The sequence below is a fragment of the Bacillus sp. Medicinal_06 genome, assembly GCF_056711665.1.
The window spans coordinates 47882-67546 of the sequence record NZ_JBWYHD010000006.1; the positions used below are offsets into that span (position 1 = coordinate 47882).

A 19665-nucleotide genomic window follows, 5' to 3' on the forward strand; every position below is an offset into this window, starting at 1 on the left:
AGAAAAAAAGGTGATAACATGAAAGAATCAAATCAACTACAAGAAAGAGCATTACAACTACTACAAGAGCGTGGTGTAACAATCGATGATATTGCGGAGCTTGTTCATTTTCTTCAAAAAAAATACCATCCAAAATTAGAGATGTCCGAATGTCGTTACAATGTAGAACGTGTACTATCCAAACGGGAAGTACAAAATGCACTCATTACAGGAATCGAATTAGACGTCCTTGCTGAAAAAGGACTGTTAAGCAAACCATTACAAGATATCGTAAAACGTGATGAAGGTTTATATGGAGTCGATGAAGTAATCGCACTTTCAATTGTAAACGTGTATGGATCTATCGGTTTCACAAACTTTGGATACATCGATAAATTAAAGCCAGGTATTTTAGAATACTTAAATGATAAATCATCTGGAAAAGTTCATACATTCCTTGATGATATTGTGGGCGCAATTGCTGCCGCTGCATCTAGTCGCTTGGCTCATCGCGCTGAGCATGCGGAATAAGATCGCATATGCAGGCTGTCAGTTTCATGCTGACAGCCTTTTTTATGTTATATTTCACCGAAGGCCGATATACTTACTCCAAATCATATTCCATCAGTACAAACTCTCTTCCTCTGCTCATGAAAGTTGGACCTGCTTGAAAACCAATATTTCTATATAACTTAATTGCACGTTTATTAAAAGTTGCTACACTTAAACGTATCTTTTTAGCCTGAAATTTACTTACGGAAAACGCTAGTCCTGTTTGAAAGAAAGACTTCCCCATCCCTTTCCCTGTTAGCCCTGGCTTCATACCAAGCCCAATATCCACGGTATCTTTTCCTACGTATAACTTCGCAGCCCTTCCTCCTGGAACTTGTGCATTTTCTCCAAAACAAAAGTAGCCAATTAGTTCTCCATGTTCATTACAGCAGCCATAGTATGTTCCATCTAATAGTTCCTCTATTACCTCTTTACTTCCCGAAAAGCTGTATAACGAATATGGTTCTTCATACTGCCATGTATTGATTTCTTTTGCTTCTGCCCCTGTTAGTTTGTGTATATCCATCTCTCTTCTTCCTTTCTAAAACTACTTACTAACAAAGTTCTACATGAATCCCGAAATTCACCTTCCATTTTTGAAAAGTTTGCAAATTTTTAAAATACAAAATTGTAAATTTTTTCTATCGTGTTACGATTAAATTAACCATTCAAAATAAGGTGGTGGCAACATGCAGTATTTTTCCTATCTATCCCTTGAAGAAAAACAAAAACTTTTCTACCAAGAACCAATTATCTTTTCAAAGGATATCGCAAAAGACCAATTAGCTTACGCATTAGGAGCTACCCTATATACACCTGGAACAAAAAGGACCATTGCAGAGGACATCGTTAGAAAAAAGCATGAAGATACAATGTCGATTGTAATTTGTTTAGAAGACTCCATTAGTGATGGAGAAGTGAAACTTGCTGAGGAAAACGTCGTCATACAAATGCAACTACTGGCTTATATGATTCATGCGGGAAAGCTTCATCCATCAAATATACCACTTCTCTTTATCCGGATTCGTGAACCAAAACAAATGCACTCACTCGTTCACGAACTAGGCAATGCCATTCATTGTATAAGCGGTTTTGTCTTTCCAAAGTTCACGCCTTCTAACGGAATATCTTATATCGATGTACTAAGACATATAAACGAACAACATTCGCTTTCACTGTATGGGATGCCTATTTTAGAATCTCCTGAAATTATTTATAAAGAAAGTCGTATCAAGGCATTGTTATCAATTAAATCCATCCTAGATTCATACCGTGATTTCATTTTGAATGTCCGAATCGGCGCCACCGACTTTTCTGGCATATTCGGCATTCGCCGTAACAAGGATACGACGATTTATGACATTTCAATTATTCGTGATTGTATTTCTGATATTATCAATATTTTTTCTAGGTCAGCAGATGAATATGTTATATCTGGACCGGTGTGGGAGTACTTCGGAAATAATCAGCGCGTACTCAAACCACAGCTCCGGCAAACACCGTTTCGTGAATCATTCGGAAGCGCTGGGCTTACAATGCGTGAGGACATGCTTCATCGCTATGAAGATGGCTTAATTCACGAAGTTTTACTCGATCAGGCAAATGGATTAATTGGAAAAACGGTCATTCATCCTTCTCACATTAAACTCATACAAGCTATGCATGTTGTAACATTAGAGGACTATTTAGATGCAAAAGCTATTTTCGAATCTGCAAAGACGTATAACGGCGTAATGAAAAGCAACTTTTCTAACAAAATGAATGAAGTGAAGCCACATTATAATTGGGCGCGTAAAACACTTCTGAAATCTAATATTTACGGGGTGCTACATGAAGAACAAACTTTCATCGATCTCCTTACCGAAAAATCAAAGCAAAACGTACACGTACCACATTTTAAATAAAATAACAGTTCATATCGATGTACGAGATAATCCATATTTATTATCACTAGATCAGCTATTTCAAATGGCTGCAAGAATCAATAAGAAGCGTGGTTTTTTATTTGTGAGCACCATTTTAGGGAAACATCTTCCCATTCCACCTGCAATCTCTTTAACTGGAGGCTGCACTCTTGCTGCAAGATATATGGAGGTGCTACATCGTACAAATCATCCGTATCAAAAAGAAATTCTCAATCTGATTTCTTCTAAAGATAGCACCGGTAATGAACTAGAGGCGATTCTTCAATATCAATTTCCTTTAGAAAAAGAAGTTTTATTTATCGGATTCGCTGAAACAGCTACAGCATTAGGACACGCTATGTTTCAATGTTTTCAAAATGCAAAATACGTTCATACAACAAGGGAGACGATCTCACAAATCGATTCCGTCATTACATTTGAAGAAGAACATTCTCACGCAACATCTCATCGTTGTTATGTGGACAAAAGCTATTTCCTAAATGAACAGCCTATCGTCCTTGTGGATGACGAAATGACAACAGGAAAAACCGCGCTAAATATCATCAGATCCATTCAAGAAAAGTTCCCAAGAAAAGAATATATTGTTGCTTCTTTATTAGATTGGCGCTCAGATGCACATCGAAAACAATTCACAGAGCTCGAGCAAGATCTTGATATTACGATTCATGTGATTTCTCTATTAAGCGGTTCCATTGACGTAATCGGTAGTCCGATTGTTACTTCCTCTTCACATGGTGAAATGGTTGATAAATCAATAGAATCTAAGATAGAAAAACATATACTGCCATGCCCTACTTTACCGTATACCTCTCTCTGGCATGATATCAGCTACATACACTACACAGGGCGCTTTGGCATTTCATCTGATGATCAAAAGCATATCCACTCTTTTGCTAAACAGAATGGCCATGCTTTAAAGAAAAAACGAAAAGGTCAACAGACACTCTGCTTAGGAACCGGTGAATTTATGTATCTTCCAATGCGTATTGCTGCTGAAATGGGAGAAAACATTTCCTATCAATCAACAACACGGAGTCCGATTCATCCTTACGTAGGTGATACACGTTATGCTATTCATAGTCGTTTTTCCTATGAAAGCCCTGAAGACAAAGCAGTTACAAATTATTTTTATAACATCCAGCCTGGAGACTACGATGAAGTCTTTCTTTTTATAGAGCGTGATTTACAAGAAGATGCGTTCCAGCCTCTTCTTACACAATTACAAACTGTTATTCCGCTCGTTCATATCGTCTCATTTAGCAGCTTAGTAGAAAGCGATGGTGAAAAAATATGACCAAAGTCAAAACATTACAGCTTATCGGTAGTTATGCGAAAGAAGATGCTATTTTTCTATTAAAAGATATTAGTGATGTTATAGAAGAAAGTACAACAGAAGACAGAGAACAAGCCATTCAATCGGGCACACACTACTCTGAAATGCTTCCGATTGAATATAAGCCATCTAAAGCTTATATGGATTTATTTTTTGCTTCCCTCGAGCAATACAAGCGTAAGCTAGCTGTTGCTATCGGCGTAGTAGCTGAGCAAATTATAAAGACGAAAGGAAAGAATCTTGTACTCGTCTCACTCGCAAGAGCCGGTACACCAATTGGCGTTTTAATAAAACGATATATTCGTTACCAATATCATCTCGATTTGCCGCATTATTGCGTTTCTATTATTCGAGGGCGCGGCATTGATGAGAATGCACTTCACTATATTTTACAGCAGCATCCAAATCAAACGATTCAGTTCATTGATGGCTGGACTGGGAAAGGTGCCATAAAGAAAGAACTGCGCCAAGCTGTACATACATTTAACGAAAAGAATCATGAATATATTTCAGACTGTATGGCAGTGCTTGCTGATCCAGGTCATTGTACTTCCATATATGGAACGCGAGAAGATTTCCTCATTCCAAGCGCTTGTTTAAACGCAACCGTATCAGGATTAATTAGTCGTACAGTTTTAAATGAAGCTTATATTGATTCAAATGATTTTCACGGCGCCAAATATTATAAAGAACTCGAAACAGAAGATTTATCTCATTTCTTTATTGAAGAAATCGCAGCGTTATTCCCTTCTATTAGCGCTGACGTAACAAAGCAACTAGAGCATGTTATCGCTACCTATACCGAGCCTTCTTGGCAAGGTATGCAAGACATCACCTCTATTCAAAAGCATTTTGGAATAGAAAATATAAATCTAATTAAACCAGGCGTTGGAGAAACAACGCGTGGTTTACTAAGGCGAATGCCTTGGAAAATTCTAATTCGTGACAAAAACAATCCAGACCTACAACACATTTTACTTCTTGCAAAAGAAAAAAACGTACCAGTAAAACTCTATAAGGATATGACATACTCGTGCTGCGGACTAATTAAACCTCTCGGGAGGAAAACCTCATGATTTTTGCAAGTGACCTTGATCAAACACTTATTTATTCACGTAAAGCATTTCGTACTTCTATAGAAGATGAACACATTCAACTTATCGAAACGTTAGACGGGAAAGAGATCTCTTTTATTACACACAAAACCATCTCTTTATTAAAAGAACTACAATTACAAGCACAATTCATCCCAGTTACAACACGAACAATTGAACAGTTTCAGCGCATCACACTATTTCAAACAGAGGTCATTCCGGAATATGCGATTACAAGCAACGGAGGCAATATCCTTCATAACGGTAAATTAGATGCTACTTGGAAAAACATACAAACGGAGCGATTAGCAGCATGCATGGAAAAAGAAGATGTTCTAACAGAATTTCAAAATATCGCTCATGAAGAATGGGTCATTTCACAAAAAACAGCTGATGATTTATTTCACTACTGCATCATTAAGCGTGACAATATTCCATACGACGAATTACATTCATTCACCACTTGGCTCAATAAACAAGGATGGGCTCATTCTTTGCAAGGCAGAAAATTATATTTTGTGCCAAAACCTGTGAACAAATGGGATGCCGTTCAGTATATACAAGAAAAACTGCAAGTAAAAACCGTAATTACTGCTGGAGATTCCTTACTTGATTTATGTATGTTAGAAAGGGCGAATCATGCAATTGCCCCTCTTCACGGTGAACTCGAAACAAATCAAAGAAGTTTATTACCTCACATCGAAAGAACAAATGAAATTGGTATATATGCAGCGGAGGAAATTGTGGATAAAGCACTCCAAATGATTCATCATTCTCTTCCTACTACCTAAATTGATAAAAGGAGCGATTAGAATGGGAACTATTACTTTAAGAAAAGAAGCAGTACGCGTTGTATTAGAGAAAAAGAAATTAACAGGTGTTGTCGCAAAAGTTGCGTTCGTATTAGACATTTCCGGGTCAATGCGAACACTATACAAAAACGGTACTGTCCAAGAAGTTGTCGAACGTGTTCTTGCTGTAGCAAGCCAATTTGATGATGATGGTTCATTAGATATTTGGGTATATGATAATGAATTTTCAAGGTTACCATCTGTTACCGAGAAAGACTTTGCTAATTACGTAGAAAATCATATTTTAAATAATAACTCCATTCATAAATTTGGCCGAAATGATGAGCCACAAGTAATGGAAGATATCATAAAAAAATATACGATTGAAGAAAAAAGCGAAGAGCCTGCCTTTGTTATTTTCATTAACGATGGGGGCTGTAAAAAAGGAATTCAAAAACCGGTTGTATTCTCTTCTAACCAACCGATTTTTTGGCAGTTTGTCGGGATTGGAAATGGCAAATTCGACGTTCTTAGAAAGCTAGATGAAATGGAAGGTCGATTCATTGATAACGCAAACTTTTTCTATATTCGCGATATCGAAAAAACAACAGATGAAACATTGTATAACAACTTGTTGAATGAACTTCCGACGTGGATAAAAGAAGCGAAGGAGAAACGGATTTTATCACAGTAAACCAAGATTTTGTTAGCCACTGTGGAATGTTACACGATTTTTTCATGTTCCTGTTGATAGAATCACAATATTTGACTAAGCACTCATCCGGTAACTAAAATGGTTACATTAAATTCTTTATTATTTGAACAAACTATCAACATATCCACAAATAGGAGGAACAAACATGAAACATCTAGTTGTTTATGCACACCCTAATCCACAAAGTTTTAACCATGCAATTTTAGAAACTGTAAAAGGTGAATTGGAAGAAAACGGTCAAGAAGTACGCGTTCGCGATTTATATGAATTAAACTTTAATCCGATATTAGGGGCCTCTGATTTCGTCTCATTTTCTCAAGGCAATATACCAGAGGATATTAAAGAAGAACAAGAACACATCACTTGGGCTGACAGCATCATATTTATTTATCCAGTTTGGTGGGCTGGCCTTCCAGCAATCTTAAAAGGATATGTTGACCGTGTATTTAGTCATGGCTTTGCCTATGCTTACGGTGAAAATGGTATCGAAAAATTATTGAGTGGTAAAAAAGGATTATTATTATCCACAATGGGGAATTCAAAAGAAGCTTATACAGCAAGCGGTATGTTTGATGCGATGAAGAAAACGACTGATGCTGGAATCTTTGACTTTACAGGAATTGAAACGTTGGAGCACACATTCTATACGAGTGTCCCTTCTGTTGATGATGGTGCACGAAAACAATATCTTGAAGAAGTAAAAGAGGTTGTGAATCGCGTATTTTAATGAAAACACTCCACCTTATGCCAAGGTGGAGTGTTTCATTTTATGGTGAGCTTAGGAAGATATCTTTGCAAAATATTTTCTAACTCTCTCATATCTTCTTGTCTAATTAGTAAGTTTACATTGTCATGCCACTTTTCTCGCCCACGATATAAGAAGATATTTTCTTGCGGATTTTCCCATGTGGATATTTTATAACCTTTTAATTCTGCATAAGAATAGTAATTCATCCCATCAATAACTCCTTTTTCATACACCTTGACATCTTTAATTAGATGAATCACGAAAAGGATCGTAAAACAAATTGTTACCATGTAAGCTCCTATTTTAAGTAAAAATAGTTCGAAACTATCAATTTCTCCATCTATATAACGAACGTATGTAAGTATAAGTTGTACAAAGAAATAAGCTGGACCAAGCAAAGTAAACCATCGGATTTTTTTGCGTGGATAAGTGGCAATAAGGTCCCCTATATCCTCTTGTACACCCCTGACTTTATTCATTTTCCATATAGCAAATCCTAAAATACATAGTGTAAAAATAAGAATACTAATAGACATGATATGCATTTCTATCCCTCCAATCTCTATGTCATATCCCCATCAAGAATATAGTCTCTTTATATACTAACAAAACAATTTTACCATTTATATCCATTATATAAATATGCAATTATGCATAAAAAAACAGGCAATCCAAACGATTGCCTGTCCACTATTACATTTTCTCAATCCACTCCGTTAAGTTATGCACAACATGCGTTGGCTGCACATCGTATTCTGTTAACTTCTCCACAGATGTGACTCCAGTGTGGACAAGAAGTGTATGCATACCAGCATTTATCCCCGCTAAAATGTCAGTATCGTAGTTATCCCCAACCATTAATGCTTCTTCCTTTGCCATACCAAGTACTTTTAGTGCTTGCTCCATAATAATAGATTCTGGTTTTCCGATGAAGATTGGCTCTACACCTGTGGATACTGTAACGACAGATGTTAGTGAACCGTTCCCAGGTAGTAAACCACGCTCAGTTGGAATCGCAATATCTCCATTTGTTGAAATAAATGTCGCACCATTACGTACCGCAAGACATGCTTTTGCTAGCTTTTCATATGTAATTTCGCGATCTAATCCAACAACGACAAAGTCAGGATTTTCATCCACAAGCTTAAGCCCTTTTTCCACAAGTGCAGCGTGCAATCCTTCTTCACCAATCATATAAACAGATGCATCTTGTTTACGCTCATAAATAAAGTTCGCTGTTGCCATGCTCGTTGTGAAGACTTGCTCTGGCTTAGCTGGAATATCGAAACGAACAAGTTTTTCTGCTACTTGTTCTGGTTTACGAGTTGAATTATTTGTTACAAATAAATATGGGAGATCGCGCTCCTGCAAGGCTTTTACAAAGTCACTCGCTTCTTCAATTTGTTCTTCACCGCGATACATTGTACCGTCTAAGTCGATTAAATAGCCTTTATACATCTATGTCTCTCTCCTTTTTGTCCTAGCGTTCATACCCTTCTTATATTACCCGCTTTTTCCAAAGAAAAAAACGCTTCGTCTAAAAGCGTCCCATAACGTTCATTTTTTTTCTTGTATGTGATACGAACAATGACAGTCACCATCACACATATTTGATAATACCTTCACATTTTCATCCGAAAACAACCGCTTATACATATTTTCTTCCTCCAAACAAAGCTGTGGATATTTTTCAGCAACGGCTTTTAATGGACAATTTTGTTTTTGTAATATGTATGAGTTTTCTTCCTCTTGCTTCACTTGGACCATATATCCATTTTCCTCTTGAATAACGGCAACTTCCCGAAGCTTTTGCAGTACATGATCTTGGCGACTTACTCGCTTTTGTAATTGCTCTTCCATTCGATTCGTTCTTGCCTTTAAGATAGCATTTACAAGCGTTTCATCACCAATTTCCTCTAAATCCTCTAACATACCTAAAGCAAATTGCTTATAATCTTTCGGAAATGAATCTTCCCCTTTTTGGCTTAGACCGTATACATATGTTGGTCTACCAACGTGCTGGCGCACCATTTTCGATTGAATAACTTGTTCTTTCTCAAGCTTACTTAAATGTCGGCGTACTGCCATCTCTGTAATCTCTAAAAATTCGGCTAGCGATCCAACGGTTTGTTCACCATTTCTTTTTAAGATCTGTACAATCTCTTCCTTTGTTGTACGAGCTTGCCCCATTGCTCACCCCTTCTTCCTATTAACCTATAATAAAAAGTAGAAGATCCCCAAAAGGTGATTGGGGATCTTCTTACATTTATTCTGCCACGAATGCAGATACAGGTCCTAATTCCTTTTCTAAATAACGTCGAATATTCGCAGGGTATTTCTGTACCACAGCGATTTGTTTTTGAATCGTTGTATATAATTCCTCATGGTTCATTTGAATATAATCTTGCATAAGCATTTTACGAAGAAGGATTACCTCTTTAATTCCTTTTCCTTCTTCATCACTTATAACTTTTTCATCCATTAAAATATCAATAATATCTTCATAACTTCCTGGATCACGCATAATAAATCCATCTATCATTGCATTTCCAACATCTAATATGCAATCCATGATAAGATGCGACATACGCTCTAATGCGTAATATTCAAAAGGCGTTTCATATCGCTGCTTCTCTTGAAATGTATCTACTGCTTGTTCTAAACATGTTAACATTTGTTCTATTTTTTTTCTGTCTACAAAGTACATGAATGTCACCCACCTAGAAATAAAAGCATTTATATTTCAATTGTAACCGTTTCCCTTGAAAAAATCGACAATTTTTCGAATTCACCTTTTCCTCGTTATTTGTTATAGTTATAACTGTATGATTTTTGAAATTGGAGGAATGTCACCTTGGAACGTGAACTCGCACTAGAAATTGTCCGTGTAACAGAAGCAGCAGCCTTAGCATCCGCACAATGGATGGGCCGCGGAAAGAAAAACGAAGCAGATGATGCAGCAACTACAGCTATGCGCGATATGTTTGATTCAGTAAACATGGCAGGTACTGTTGTAATTGGCGAAGGAGAACTTGATGAAGCACCAATGTTATATATTGGTGAGGAACTAGGAACAGGTAACGGTCCAGAAGTTGATATTGCCGTTGACCCATTAGAAGGTACAAACATTGTTGCAAAAGGTCTTGCAAACGCAATGGCAGTTATCGCAATCGCAGATAAAGGAAACCTTCTTCATGCTCCGGATATGTACATGGAAAAAATCGCGGTTGGTCCAAAAGCAGCTGGTAAAATTAGCTTAGATGATCCAATTGAAAAAACAATTGAAATTGTAGCAGAAGCAAACAATAAAAAAATTCGTGACCTAACGGTTATCATCCAAGAACGTGAACGTCATCAAGATATTATTGACCGTGTTCGTGCAAAAGGTGCACGTGTAAAACTATTCGGTGATGGCGATGTTGGTGCGTCAATCGCAACAGCTCTTCCCGGAACAGGTATTGATTTATTCGTTGGTGTTGGTGGTGCTCCAGAAGGCGTTATCTCTGCAGCTGCACTGAAATGTCTTGGCGGAGAAATGCAAGCACGCTTAGTGCCAATGAACGAAGAAGAAGAAGCACGTTGCCGTAAAATGGGATTAGAAGATCCTCGTCAACTTCTTATGTTAGATGACCTAGTATCAGGAGATGATGCAATCTTCTCAGCAACAGGCGTATCTGCCGGCGAGTTATTAGATGGTGTAAAATTCCTTGGCGGAGATTTAGCAGAAACATATTCTATCGTTATGCGTTACAAAACAAGAACAGTGCGCTTTATTAAAACACATCACCATTTAGATCATAAGCCTCACTTAAATTTAGACATTTAAAAAGGAGCTTTTGTAATATGGAAGAACGTTTCTTTCTTTACGACGATACAGTCGATACAAAAACACGTTTCGTTAGCTTTATGGGAGAAAATGAGCGCCACGATTTAGCGCTTTTATATTCCGATCGTCATTACGGTAAAACAATTGTCCTTGATATGCAGCGCAATAAATTTGCAATCATTGGAACCGATGATTTAAACGAACCGGGCTACTTAGAGCACGCATTTTCTGTCTCTGAAGAAATTGCAGAGGAACTACGCTCATTCTTATTTGAACTTATATAATATTATGCACCAGCTATTATAGTAGCTGGTGTTTTTTTACGAAATGTATTTTGAATATTCCGACTTTTTTGTTATAATTATGAGCAAATCTATTTGGAAGAAAGGACGTCTACTACGTATGCCAACATTTACTTTGTAATGGATCAGCAATTGAATAGCACTACTCTCAAAAAAGCCGTGTGCTTTATCAAGGGAGTAGTCTGTTCATTTCCCATTACAAAGGAACGTAACACATCTGTAGTATGATGTTGTACGGAGGTTCCTCTTAAGGGAACCTCCTTTTATTTTTATCCATTTCTTCCCTATTCATACTGCAAGACATCCAAATAGCTGTATTACGTTCCTTTATCCCATATATACGAGGTGAAGGAAAATGCAGAAAGTACAACTTTCTTGGAATTTATATGAAAATGAATTTGAAACAACTGCCCTAAAACATTGTAAAAACTGTGGGCATACCACCCTTTTTATTGATACAAATATTCGCAGGCATAACGCAAATGGAAAGAACATTTACCGCTTTGCTATTTATAAATGCCCGAAAGGTCATACGTGGAATAAAAAACTTCACATTTATAAATCGTTTTCTGATCATGTGGAAACGATTGATGTGTTTCAAAAAGAACAAGTTGAAACAACAACTACCATCTCGATTATGCAATATAAAGAAGCTGGTACTACAGAAATAACCATTGTATTAGAAACAGTCTTTGGCTCCCATCGCATTGACAAAGCTTTATCAACATATATTTCAGATTGGAGCCGCACATTGATTGTAGACAGAATAAAGAACGGACACATTCAGTTGAATGGACAGAGGATGAAACCAAATACAACGCTTTCTGAAGGTGACCTTATTTCAATTTGCTTGTAAAAAAGAAATCCTCTTACGCTTATCGTAAGAGGATTTCTTTTATTTCTTCACTTTTCGCAATACAAAGTGTGCACAACCAAAATTACAGTACTCATATAAGTACTCCGATAAAGTACTAATTTTCGTATCATATGTCGCACGTTGGTTACTATCATCAAAAAATCCGCGTAATCTGAGTTGATCGTAGCCCCAGTCACCAACGATATAATCATATTTATTTAAAATTTCTGCATAGCGCTCTTTAAATGCTTCTTCACGAAAACCGTCACGATTGTCTTTAATTACTTCGTACTGAACATTATTAATGTTCACCGTAGCATGAATCTCTTGCTTTTGCTCCATCACTAACTTCCTTTCTAAGCATTCTTCTTTTTATCGTATCACAAAGCCCAACAACCAACAATTTCAAATACAAAAAATTGAAAAGTAGTACATGCTATGGAGAAGGAGGTGATACATCGTGAAAAAACAAATAATACTCTCTCTTCTCACCCTTTCCTTATTTGCAGGGTGTCAAACAGCAAATAAAGCTGAAATGGAACGTGAGGAAGGCAGCCGTGTTCTTGTTTCCAATAGAAACGACATGTATCATACAGAAAATACAAATACAAGGCTCACAAGAGTCGGCTATTCCTCTAAACAAAAAGACGAAGTATCTAACAAACAAGTAGGCGTAATTAACCGTGAGAAAGTAGCTGAAATGATTACAAATATGACCGTACAACTCCCTGACGTCACAAATGCCGCTACGCTTGTCACTGACGATGAAGTATTTGTTGTATACCGATCAAATACTTCAGACCCTGGGCTAGTAACAGATCAAGTCTATAGAACTGCTTTGTCCATCGTTCCTCGCTATTATAAAGCATATGTATCAACAGACCAAAAATTGATTACACAAATTCAAGGGCTGCAATCTGGTACATTAAACAATAAGGAATATGAGCAAAGCCTTGATATGTTAAAACGCGAAATGGGGAAAAATCCACATTTAAATAATAGTCAAAATGCTACGCTAAGTGACATGATAAAGAAGTAAAGTGAAACTCTCCATCCAAATTATTGAAAAACAGGAGCTAGCAGGCTCCTGTTTTTGTTGTTATTTGTCGCATCGTCGATATCCTTTGTCGAATCGCTGATATATTGAGAAAATCGCCGATATATTTTGAGAAACGTTCGATATATTTAAATTTACGCCGATAAAATTTCATTTACCATTTTACACCAACAAAATCGATCACTAAAAGCCCCATCTTTTTATTTTTTACGCTTATCTGCATACACTGCCATTGCCTCACACATAAACTGTGCTAACCCTTCTCCAAACTGATCAATATTTTTTGTAAAGCGTTCATCATCGACATACATTTGCCCTAATCCTTTAAACGCCTCTAATGAATATTGACCAAAGTTTTGCAAGTAATCATACCATACTTGGATCGCTTCTTGCGCTTCTTTAGAATCAGGTGCACCATGCCGAAGTGTAGCAAGATTTCTATAAATATTATTAAACTCTTCTTGCTTTTCCTTAGACATACCAGCAGCTGCTTTATTCGCCTTTTCCACAGCTTCGTCTCCCCATCGTGTGCGTGCTTCTTCTTCATATGGGTTATGACTAAAATCAAATCCTTCAAATTTTTCTTTGTTCGTCATTTCAATCTCTCCTTTTGTATGCTGAATCGTCTTATCAATTGTCGCAATCACCTTATCCAGTCGAGCTCGCTTTTCAAGTAACATTTTCCGGTGCATCTGAAGCGCCTCTTGCCTGTCAAATGAAGGACTACTGATAATTTCTTTAATCTTCTTTAAAGGGAAGCCAAGCTCTTTAAAAAATAAGATTTGCTGTAATAGCTCTAGATTTTCATTGGAATACAAACGATAACCAGACTCGGTCGTTTCATCTGGGGTTAAAAGCCCAATTTCATCATAATGATGCAGTGTGCGCACACTAATACCAACTAAATCGGCTACTTCTTTTACCTTCATTGCCATGATTTCGCCTCCCTTAATACATACAATAAAGTATTACGCAACGTGAGAGTCAACTGAAAAAACTCTTTTTTAATACCTATATTTTTTCTAAGGTAAACGATTCCCATAATTCCCTGTATAATATAAAAGTACATATATTAGAAAGTGGTGAAAAGTATGGTTTCAAATGCTGTAATGGCCAGTATCATTACACAGCTTGTACTCTCGGTTCTCGTTCCGATTATAGTACTTGTTTATTTTCGAAAAAAATACCATATAAACTGGAAAATAGTTGGGATTGGCGTTCTTATCTTTATCGGATTTGCACAAATTCTCGAAACGCCTTTTCACGTATTTATGTTAGGGAACGAGACAACATCAGAAGTCTTAAAGAATCCATTTCTTTATGCCATCTATGGCGGACTCACTGCTGCTATCTTTGAAGAAGCAGGACGGTTCATTGCCTTCTTCTACTTACTTAAGAAATTCCGAGAATATAAAGATGGTTTAGCATATGGAATTGGACATGGAGGAATTGAATCTATTTCAATTGGAGCTCTAGCTAGTCTCCAAACTCTATACTTTGCTATTTCAATCAATAATGGAAGTTTTTCAAAGCTTATTGAAAAAGCTCCTCAGCTCAGTCAAGTACAAGATCTATTGCTTAGCACGCCTTCCTATCTCTACTTACTAGGTAGCTTAGAGAGGATTTTCGCACTGATCCTGCAAATCGCTTTCACAATGCTTGTATTATATGGCGTAAAACATAAGAAATATATTTTTGTCTTATACGCTGTACTTTTCCACGCTTTTGTGGATTTCTTTGCGGCCCTATATCAGAAGCACGTAATCAACATATTCATTACAGAGGGCCTCATGGTTGTGTTTGCAATTTGCGCTTTTATCCTTATTCGCAAAATGAAAGAAAAACTGATTACAGAATCCACTACAAGCTAAGCCAACATGGCTTAGCTTTTTTGTATAGAGGACTTTTTCCCTCTTTGTCGAAGTATGTATCGTCAACTAAAAAAATGAGGGATGGATTTTGAAAAAACTTATTGTTATACGTCACTGCTCAGCTGCTGGACAAGAGCAAGATGCAGCACTAACAATTGCAGGAAGAGAGCAAGCAAACGCTCTTGCGGAGTTTCTCATAAATAATAACCTGCAAATACAGTCCATTATTTCAAGCCCGTTTACTCGTGCTATTCAATCCATTGCACCATTTGCATTACAAGCTAATTTACCAATTCAAGAAGACGACAGACTATCAGAGCGCATATTAAGCGAGGTTCCAATGGAAGATTGGCTAAACAAACTAGAACATACTTTTACAAATATAGATATTGCCTTTTCAGGCGGAGAGTCAACAAAACAAGCGATGAACCGCGTTGCATCGCTTATTCAAAATGTTTTAAACCAAGAACAACAAGTAACATTACTTGTTACACATGGAAATTTATTAACACTCCTTTTAAAATACTTTGATAATCGGATTGGTTTTCTAGAGTGGAAAAGCTTAAGCAATCCTGATGTGTATGAAATTACGATTGATGAACAAACAACAATCCACAGATTGTGGGGAGCTACTGTTGAAAACTGTAACACAAAATAATATTGAACAAGAACATATTTGCTGTGCAATGTCAGATAAGAAAGTGAAACGTGGTGTCGAGCTAAAAAAAGAGTGGTTACAAGATCGATTTGAAGAAGGACTTGTATTTAAAAAGCTAGATGTGAAAGGAAAAGTGTTCATTGAATACCTTCCAGCTGAGTACGCATGGGTACCTATCTCCGCACCAGGATACACATGTATCAATTGCTTTTGGGTATCAGGGCGCTTTAAAGGGCAAGGATACGGAACAGAGCTCTTAGAAGAATGTATTCAAGATTCTAAAGCAAATGAGAAGCATGGTATCGTTGTTATTTCAAGTAAGAAGAAACGCCCATATTTATCAGATGGCAGCTACTTAAAGAAAAAAGGATTTCAAGTATGTGATACAGCACCGCCTTATTTTGAATTACTTGTGTATAAGTTTGATTCAAATGCTCCTTCACCACATTTTATAGCAAGTGCCAAAAACATGAAAATACCAAATCAAAACGGCTTAGTTGTCTATTATACAAATCAGTGTCCTTACACTGATTATTACATTCATCAAGAATTAGCCAATATCACAAAGCAATATAACATCCCTTTTGAATACATTCAGTTGACATCGCGAGAAGATGCGCAGCATGCTCCTTGTGCCTTTACAACATACGGAGCTTTTTACAATGGAAAATTTTGAAACATGAAATTTTAAGTGCGAAAAAATTTAAAAAAGTGATGATGAAACTGCAACAAATATAGAAAGGGGTATCACCAAAATATGTACGAAGAAGTTATCTCTTTATTACATAAAACAAATGCTTCCTACGAAAAATTTGAACACGAACCCGTTCTCGATTATGAGACGGATCGAGTCGTTCGTGAACGTCTCGGCTTGCAAGGTGCTCCTAGTAAAAGCTTATTTTTAAAATCAAAATCTGGATTCTATTACGTTTTCTTCACACTGGAAGGAACTCGTCTCGAGAGAAATGAAATGAAGGAACTTACCGGTGAGCGCTTATCCATTTGTTCACCTGATGAACTAAGGGAACAAACAGGATGTATTCCTGGATGCGTCGCTCCTTTTGGCTATTCACAAGAAGTAACGATTATTGTGGATAGCTCCGTTTATAACTATGACAAAATTTTAATTACACCAGGTGTTCCGGAATTTACAATTGAATTATCCACAGAGGAATTAAAAAAAATTTTATCCACATGTCAAAATAATGTTTTGGAGTATAGAAAAGCAAATTAAAAAACCTAGGTAAAACATTTCTTTTAGGTGGCAGAGAGCGTCCGACCGTGGATAGATGCGGTCAGGGACTCTTTTCGCCCATTCCATGTGAAAACCAAAAGATTCAATCAGTAGAGATTCCTCTTTTATTTTTATAGCCATAGTTTATGTGTCAGCAAATCACTATGAATGGATATCAAAAACAGAGCTAATGATTCAGCTCTGTTTTAATGTGCGCTAGATCCTGACATATTTAGTACTGCTACCCCGCCTATGATAAGTACTAATCCAACTGCTGTTTGCCACGTGAAGGCATCTTTCCAAACAAGCACACCAATTAATGCCGTTAAAGCTGTTCCTACTCCTGACCAAATGGCATATGCCGTACTAAGTTGTATATGTTGCAATGCTTTTGACAGAAAGAAAAATGCTGAGGCAAACCCTAACACGACTCCTATGCTGGGCAATACTTTTGTAAAACCATTTGAGACCTTTAACATGGATGTACCAAATACTTCACTTACAATCGCAATTGCTAAAAACAGAAAGGCTTTCATACAGTCCCTCCTAAAAAATCCTTCTTAGCATGTCACTAAGAAGGATTTTTTACAATTATTTTGCTGCTGCTGTATTTTCTTTCGCAGAGCGTACTTGCTCATCTGCATGATAAGAAGAACGAACAAGCGGACCAGCTTCACAGTGGCTAAATCCTTTGCTAAGTGCAATTTCTTTCAGCTCAGCAAATTCAGCTGGTGTGTAGTATTTAATAACTGGTAAATGCTTTTTAGATGGTTGTAGATATTGTCCAAGTGTTAAAATATCCACATTGTTCGCACGTAAGTCGTCCATTGCTTCAATTAAGTCTTCTCTTGTTTCACCTAGTCCCACCATAATGCTAGATTTAGTTGGAATATCAGGTTGCATTTCTTTTGCACGACGTAAAAACTCTAATGAACGAGGGTATTTTGCTCTAGCGCGAACTCGGTCAGATAATCGACTTACTGTTTCAATGTTATGGTTTAAAATATCTGGTTTTGCATCCATTAACATTTTTAAGTTTTCTTCTACCCCGCCCATATCAGATGGTAACACTTCAATAGACGTGAATGGATTTTTACGACGAACAGCGCGTACTGTTTCAGCAAAAACAGCTGCTCCGCCATCTTTTAAATCATCACGTGCAACCGCTGTTATAACAACGTGTTTTAAACCCATTTGTACAACAGAATCTGCTACGCGTTCTGGTTCTTGTAAATCAAGCTCTGTTGGTAAGCCTGTTTTAACCGCACAAAAACGACAAGCACGTGTACAAACCGCACCTAAGATCATAAATGTTGCTGTTTTTCTTACTGCCCAACATTCGTGAATGTTTGGACATTTTGCCTCTTCACAAACGGTATGAAGCTGCTTAGAACGCATCATTTTCTTTAAGCCTGTATAGTTTTCATTTGTATTTAACTTAATTTTCAACCATTCGGGCTTGCGCTTATATTCTGTTTGTTTTGCCATGTTATCAACTCCGCACAATATGAAATAGTTTACCGTGTTCGCTTCTTTCAATGTAACATATCTATTCTAACGTATGAAAGCGATTTGCTCAAATGAAGATTCCAAGAATTTTTACCAATGATTTACTATAATGAAATATCTCGTATATCCCACACTAAAAAGAGTGATGTTGTGAAAGGAGTTTATTTTCATGCTTCGAAAGATTGCCCTATTTCTTTCTATTTACTTTTTTCTTGGGCAAGGTATTGCCTATGGTGAAGTGGATCAAAATCAAATTTATGAAAAGCGCATGACATTATATAAGGAAACTGAAAAAAATACTAATATTCCATGGTATTATGTAGCAGCAATTGATCAATATGAACGTAACATTCGTAGCGTAAGAAAAGATATTCCGAAAAAACCTGATGCCGTCATATCCATTTACTTTAAACCAGAAATGTGGTCTGGTCCTGCCAATGCCACTTACAATGATACATTACCCCATACGATTTCTCTCTTTGGCGGGATTGGTTTAGACGGCGATAAAGATGGATTTGCAAATGCAAATAACGACCAAGATCTTTTACACACAATGGCAACTATTATAAAGAAGCAAGGGACTTCGGAAGACCGTATTAAAATTATGCTGTGGGAATATTATAGACGCGCAAAAACGGTTGAATTAATTACCGAGTACGCTCGAATCTATAAGCACTATGATCGCATTGACTTACAAGGAAATGCTTTTCCCCTTCCTGTCTATAGCGATAATAGCTACCGTAGTACATTCGGTGCTGGTCGCAGCTTTGGCGGAAGACGTATCCATGAAGGCACCGATATTTTTGCAGGACATGGTGTACCCGTAAGATCTACCTGCTACGGCATTATCGAAACAAAGGGCTGGAACCGCCTCGGTGGCTGGCGCATCGGTATCCGCGATTTATATAACAATTATCATTATTACGCACATTTAGGCGGTTTTTCGAAAGAAATACAACTTGGTCAAATTGTCGAACCAGGAAAAGTCATTGGCTTCGTTGGTAACACAGGCTACGGCCCTCCTGGTACATCTGGGAAATTCCCTCCGCACTTACACTTTGGTATGTATAAAGACAACGGCTATACAGAATGGGCTTTTGATCCATATATGCATTTAAGTTTGTGGGAGCGAAAAGAACGTGCAAATTTAAAAAACAACCGTAGCTAATCGCTACGGTTGTTTCCTTTTAGATCCTATAATGTCTTTTCAAACTT

At 37.1% G+C, this 19665-nt stretch carries 24 protein-coding genes and 1 pseudogene; 16 read left to right on the forward strand and 9 right to left on the reverse strand.

Annotated elements, in window-relative coordinates; translation table 11 throughout:
* Positions 1 to 18 precede the first annotated feature (18 nt).
* A complete protein-coding gene (locus tag AC1M36_RS15805; protein WP_336453451.1) occupies positions 19 to 510 on the forward strand; it encodes a phosphatidylglycerophosphatase A family protein in 492 nt (163 codons plus the stop codon).
* A gap of 73 nt (positions 511 to 583) precedes the next feature.
* Here AC1M36_RS15805 and AC1M36_RS15810 read toward each other — a convergent pair whose 3' ends face one another.
* On the reverse strand, positions 584 to 1057 hold the full coding sequence (locus AC1M36_RS15810; protein WP_336453450.1) for a GNAT family N-acetyltransferase: 474 nt from the start codon (positions 1055 to 1057) through the stop codon (positions 584 to 586).
* A 163-nt stretch (positions 1058 to 1220) separates the two neighbouring features.
* Between AC1M36_RS15810 and AC1M36_RS15815 the strand changes: the two genes are divergently transcribed.
* The 6 genes from AC1M36_RS15815 to AC1M36_RS15840 all read left to right on the forward strand — a co-directional run bounded on the left by AC1M36_RS15815 (position 1221) and on the right by AC1M36_RS15840 (position 7116).
* Entirely contained in the window at positions 1221 to 2435 is a 1215-nt protein-coding gene (locus tag AC1M36_RS15815) for an HpcH/HpaI aldolase/citrate lyase family protein (RefSeq protein WP_336453449.1), read from the forward strand.
* Positions 2362 to 3750, forward strand: a complete 1389-nt coding sequence (locus tag AC1M36_RS15820) for a phosphoribosyltransferase family protein (RefSeq protein WP_336453448.1) — start codon at positions 2362 to 2364, stop codon at positions 3748 to 3750. Before AC1M36_RS15815 ends, AC1M36_RS15820 begins: the two co-directional genes overlap by 74 nt.
* Positions 3747 to 4865 (forward strand): cysteine protease StiP family protein, encoded by a 1119-nt coding sequence (locus AC1M36_RS15825; protein WP_336453447.1) that lies wholly within the window; start codon positions 3747 to 3749, stop codon positions 4863 to 4865. Before AC1M36_RS15820 ends, AC1M36_RS15825 begins: the two co-directional genes overlap by 4 nt.
* Positions 4862 to 5674 carry an HAD family hydrolase gene (locus AC1M36_RS15830; RefSeq protein WP_336453446.1) on the forward strand — a complete coding sequence of 271 codons (813 nt, stop codon included), beginning with the start codon at positions 4862 to 4864 and terminating at the stop codon, positions 5672 to 5674. Before AC1M36_RS15825 ends, AC1M36_RS15830 begins: the two co-directional genes overlap by 4 nt.
* A 22-nt stretch (positions 5675 to 5696) precedes the next feature.
* Positions 5697 to 6368 carry a vWA domain-containing protein gene (locus AC1M36_RS15835; RefSeq protein WP_336453445.1) on the forward strand — a complete coding sequence of 224 codons (672 nt, stop codon included), beginning with the start codon at positions 5697 to 5699 and terminating at the stop codon, positions 6366 to 6368.
* 166 nt (positions 6369 to 6534) lie between these two features.
* A complete protein-coding gene (locus AC1M36_RS15840; protein WP_336453444.1) occupies positions 6535 to 7116 on the forward strand; it encodes an NAD(P)H-dependent oxidoreductase in 582 nt (193 codons plus the stop codon).
* Between the two features lie 35 nt (positions 7117 to 7151).
* Here the strand turns inward: AC1M36_RS15840 and AC1M36_RS15845 are convergent, their stop codons facing one another.
* From AC1M36_RS15845 to AC1M36_RS15860, 4 genes are all read right to left on the reverse strand, one after another.
* Positions 7152 to 7682 (reverse strand): iron ABC transporter substrate-binding protein, encoded by a 531-nt coding sequence (locus AC1M36_RS15845; protein WP_336453443.1) that lies wholly within the window; start codon positions 7680 to 7682, stop codon positions 7152 to 7154.
* A 148-nt stretch (positions 7683 to 7830) separates the two neighbouring features.
* Positions 7831 to 8595: a TIGR01457 family HAD-type hydrolase gene (locus AC1M36_RS15850; RefSeq protein ID WP_336453442.1), complete on the reverse strand. Its 765-nt coding sequence runs from the start codon at positions 8593 to 8595 to the stop codon at positions 7831 to 7833.
* A 99-nt stretch (positions 8596 to 8694) separates the two neighbouring features.
* Complete coding sequence (locus AC1M36_RS15855) at positions 8695 to 9327, reverse strand: helix-turn-helix transcriptional regulator (protein WP_336453441.1); 633 nt, start codon at positions 9325 to 9327, stop codon at positions 8695 to 8697.
* A gap of 76 nt (positions 9328 to 9403) precedes the next feature.
* Entirely contained in the window at positions 9404 to 9844 is a 441-nt protein-coding gene (locus AC1M36_RS15860; RefSeq protein WP_336453440.1) for a DUF86 domain-containing protein, read from the reverse strand.
* A 147-nt stretch (positions 9845 to 9991) separates the two neighbouring features.
* On the opposite strand from AC1M36_RS15860, the gene glpX reads away from it, so the two are divergent.
* The 3 genes from glpX to AC1M36_RS15875 all read left to right on the forward strand — a co-directional run bounded on the left by glpX (position 9992) and on the right by AC1M36_RS15875 (position 12121).
* Entirely contained in the window at positions 9992 to 10963 is a 972-nt protein-coding gene (gene glpX, locus AC1M36_RS15865) for a class II fructose-bisphosphatase (protein WP_336453439.1), read from the forward strand.
* Positions 10964 to 10980: 17 nt separating this feature from the next.
* On the forward strand, positions 10981 to 11247 hold the full coding sequence (locus AC1M36_RS15870; protein ID WP_003208880.1) for a DUF3055 domain-containing protein: 267 nt from the start codon (positions 10981 to 10983) through the stop codon (positions 11245 to 11247).
* 373 nt (positions 11248 to 11620) lie between these two features.
* Entirely contained in the window at positions 11621 to 12121 is a 501-nt protein-coding gene (locus AC1M36_RS15875; protein WP_336453438.1) for a S4 domain-containing protein, read from the forward strand.
* Between the two features lie 39 nt (positions 12122 to 12160).
* On the opposite strand, the gene AC1M36_RS15880 is transcribed toward AC1M36_RS15875, so the two are convergent.
* Entirely contained in the window at positions 12161 to 12463 is a 303-nt protein-coding gene (locus AC1M36_RS15880) for a YutD family protein (protein WP_336453437.1), read from the reverse strand.
* A gap of 118 nt (positions 12464 to 12581) precedes the next feature.
* On the opposite strand from AC1M36_RS15880, the gene AC1M36_RS15885 reads away from it, so the two are divergent.
* Complete coding sequence (locus AC1M36_RS15885) at positions 12582 to 13160, forward strand: YhcN/YlaJ family sporulation lipoprotein (RefSeq protein WP_479846030.1); 579 nt, start codon at positions 12582 to 12584, stop codon at positions 13158 to 13160.
* Between the two features lie 218 nt (positions 13161 to 13378).
* Here the strand turns inward: AC1M36_RS15885 and AC1M36_RS15890 are convergent, their stop codons facing one another.
* Positions 13379 to 14113, reverse strand: coding sequence for a MerR family transcriptional regulator (locus AC1M36_RS15890; protein ID WP_336453435.1), 735 nt, complete (start codon positions 14111 to 14113; stop codon positions 13379 to 13381).
* A 156-nt stretch (positions 14114 to 14269) separates the two neighbouring features.
* Here AC1M36_RS15890 and AC1M36_RS15895 point away from each other — a divergent pair, with 156 nt between their 5' ends.
* The 4 genes and pseudogenes from AC1M36_RS15895 to AC1M36_RS15910 all read left to right on the forward strand — a co-directional run bounded on the left by AC1M36_RS15895 (position 14270) and on the right by AC1M36_RS15910 (position 16941).
* Entirely contained in the window at positions 14270 to 15049 is a 780-nt protein-coding gene (locus AC1M36_RS15895) for a YhfC family intramembrane metalloprotease (RefSeq protein ID WP_479846031.1), read from the forward strand.
* 88 nt (positions 15050 to 15137) lie between these two features.
* Entirely contained in the window at positions 15138 to 15707 is a 570-nt protein-coding gene (locus AC1M36_RS15900; RefSeq protein ID WP_479846032.1) for a histidine phosphatase family protein, read from the forward strand.
* Positions 15708 to 15735: 28 nt separating this feature from the next.
* Positions 15736 to 16445: pseudogene (locus AC1M36_RS15905) on the forward strand (GNAT family N-acetyltransferase).
* 19 nt (positions 16446 to 16464) lie between these two features.
* Complete coding sequence (locus AC1M36_RS15910) at positions 16465 to 16941, forward strand: YbaK/EbsC family protein (protein ID WP_336453432.1); 477 nt, start codon at positions 16465 to 16467, stop codon at positions 16939 to 16941.
* 206 nt (positions 16942 to 17147) lie between these two features.
* On the opposite strand, the gene AC1M36_RS15915 is transcribed toward AC1M36_RS15910, so the two are convergent.
* Both AC1M36_RS15915 and lipA read right to left on the reverse strand, forming a co-directional pair.
* Positions 17148 to 17477 (reverse strand): DMT family transporter, encoded by a 330-nt coding sequence (locus tag AC1M36_RS15915; RefSeq protein WP_479846033.1) that lies wholly within the window; start codon positions 17475 to 17477, stop codon positions 17148 to 17150.
* 55 nt (positions 17478 to 17532) lie between these two features.
* Positions 17533 to 18429, reverse strand: coding sequence for a lipoyl synthase (lipA, locus tag AC1M36_RS15920; protein WP_336453430.1), 897 nt, complete (start codon positions 18427 to 18429; stop codon positions 17533 to 17535).
* Between the two features lie 190 nt (positions 18430 to 18619).
* On the opposite strand from lipA, the gene AC1M36_RS15925 reads away from it, so the two are divergent.
* The gene (locus tag AC1M36_RS15925) at positions 18620 to 19618 is read left to right on the forward strand and encodes a M23 family metallopeptidase (protein ID WP_336453429.1); all 999 of its coding nucleotides are present in this window, start codon (positions 18620 to 18622) and stop codon (positions 19616 to 19618) included.
* Positions 19619 to 19665 lie beyond the last annotated feature (47 nt).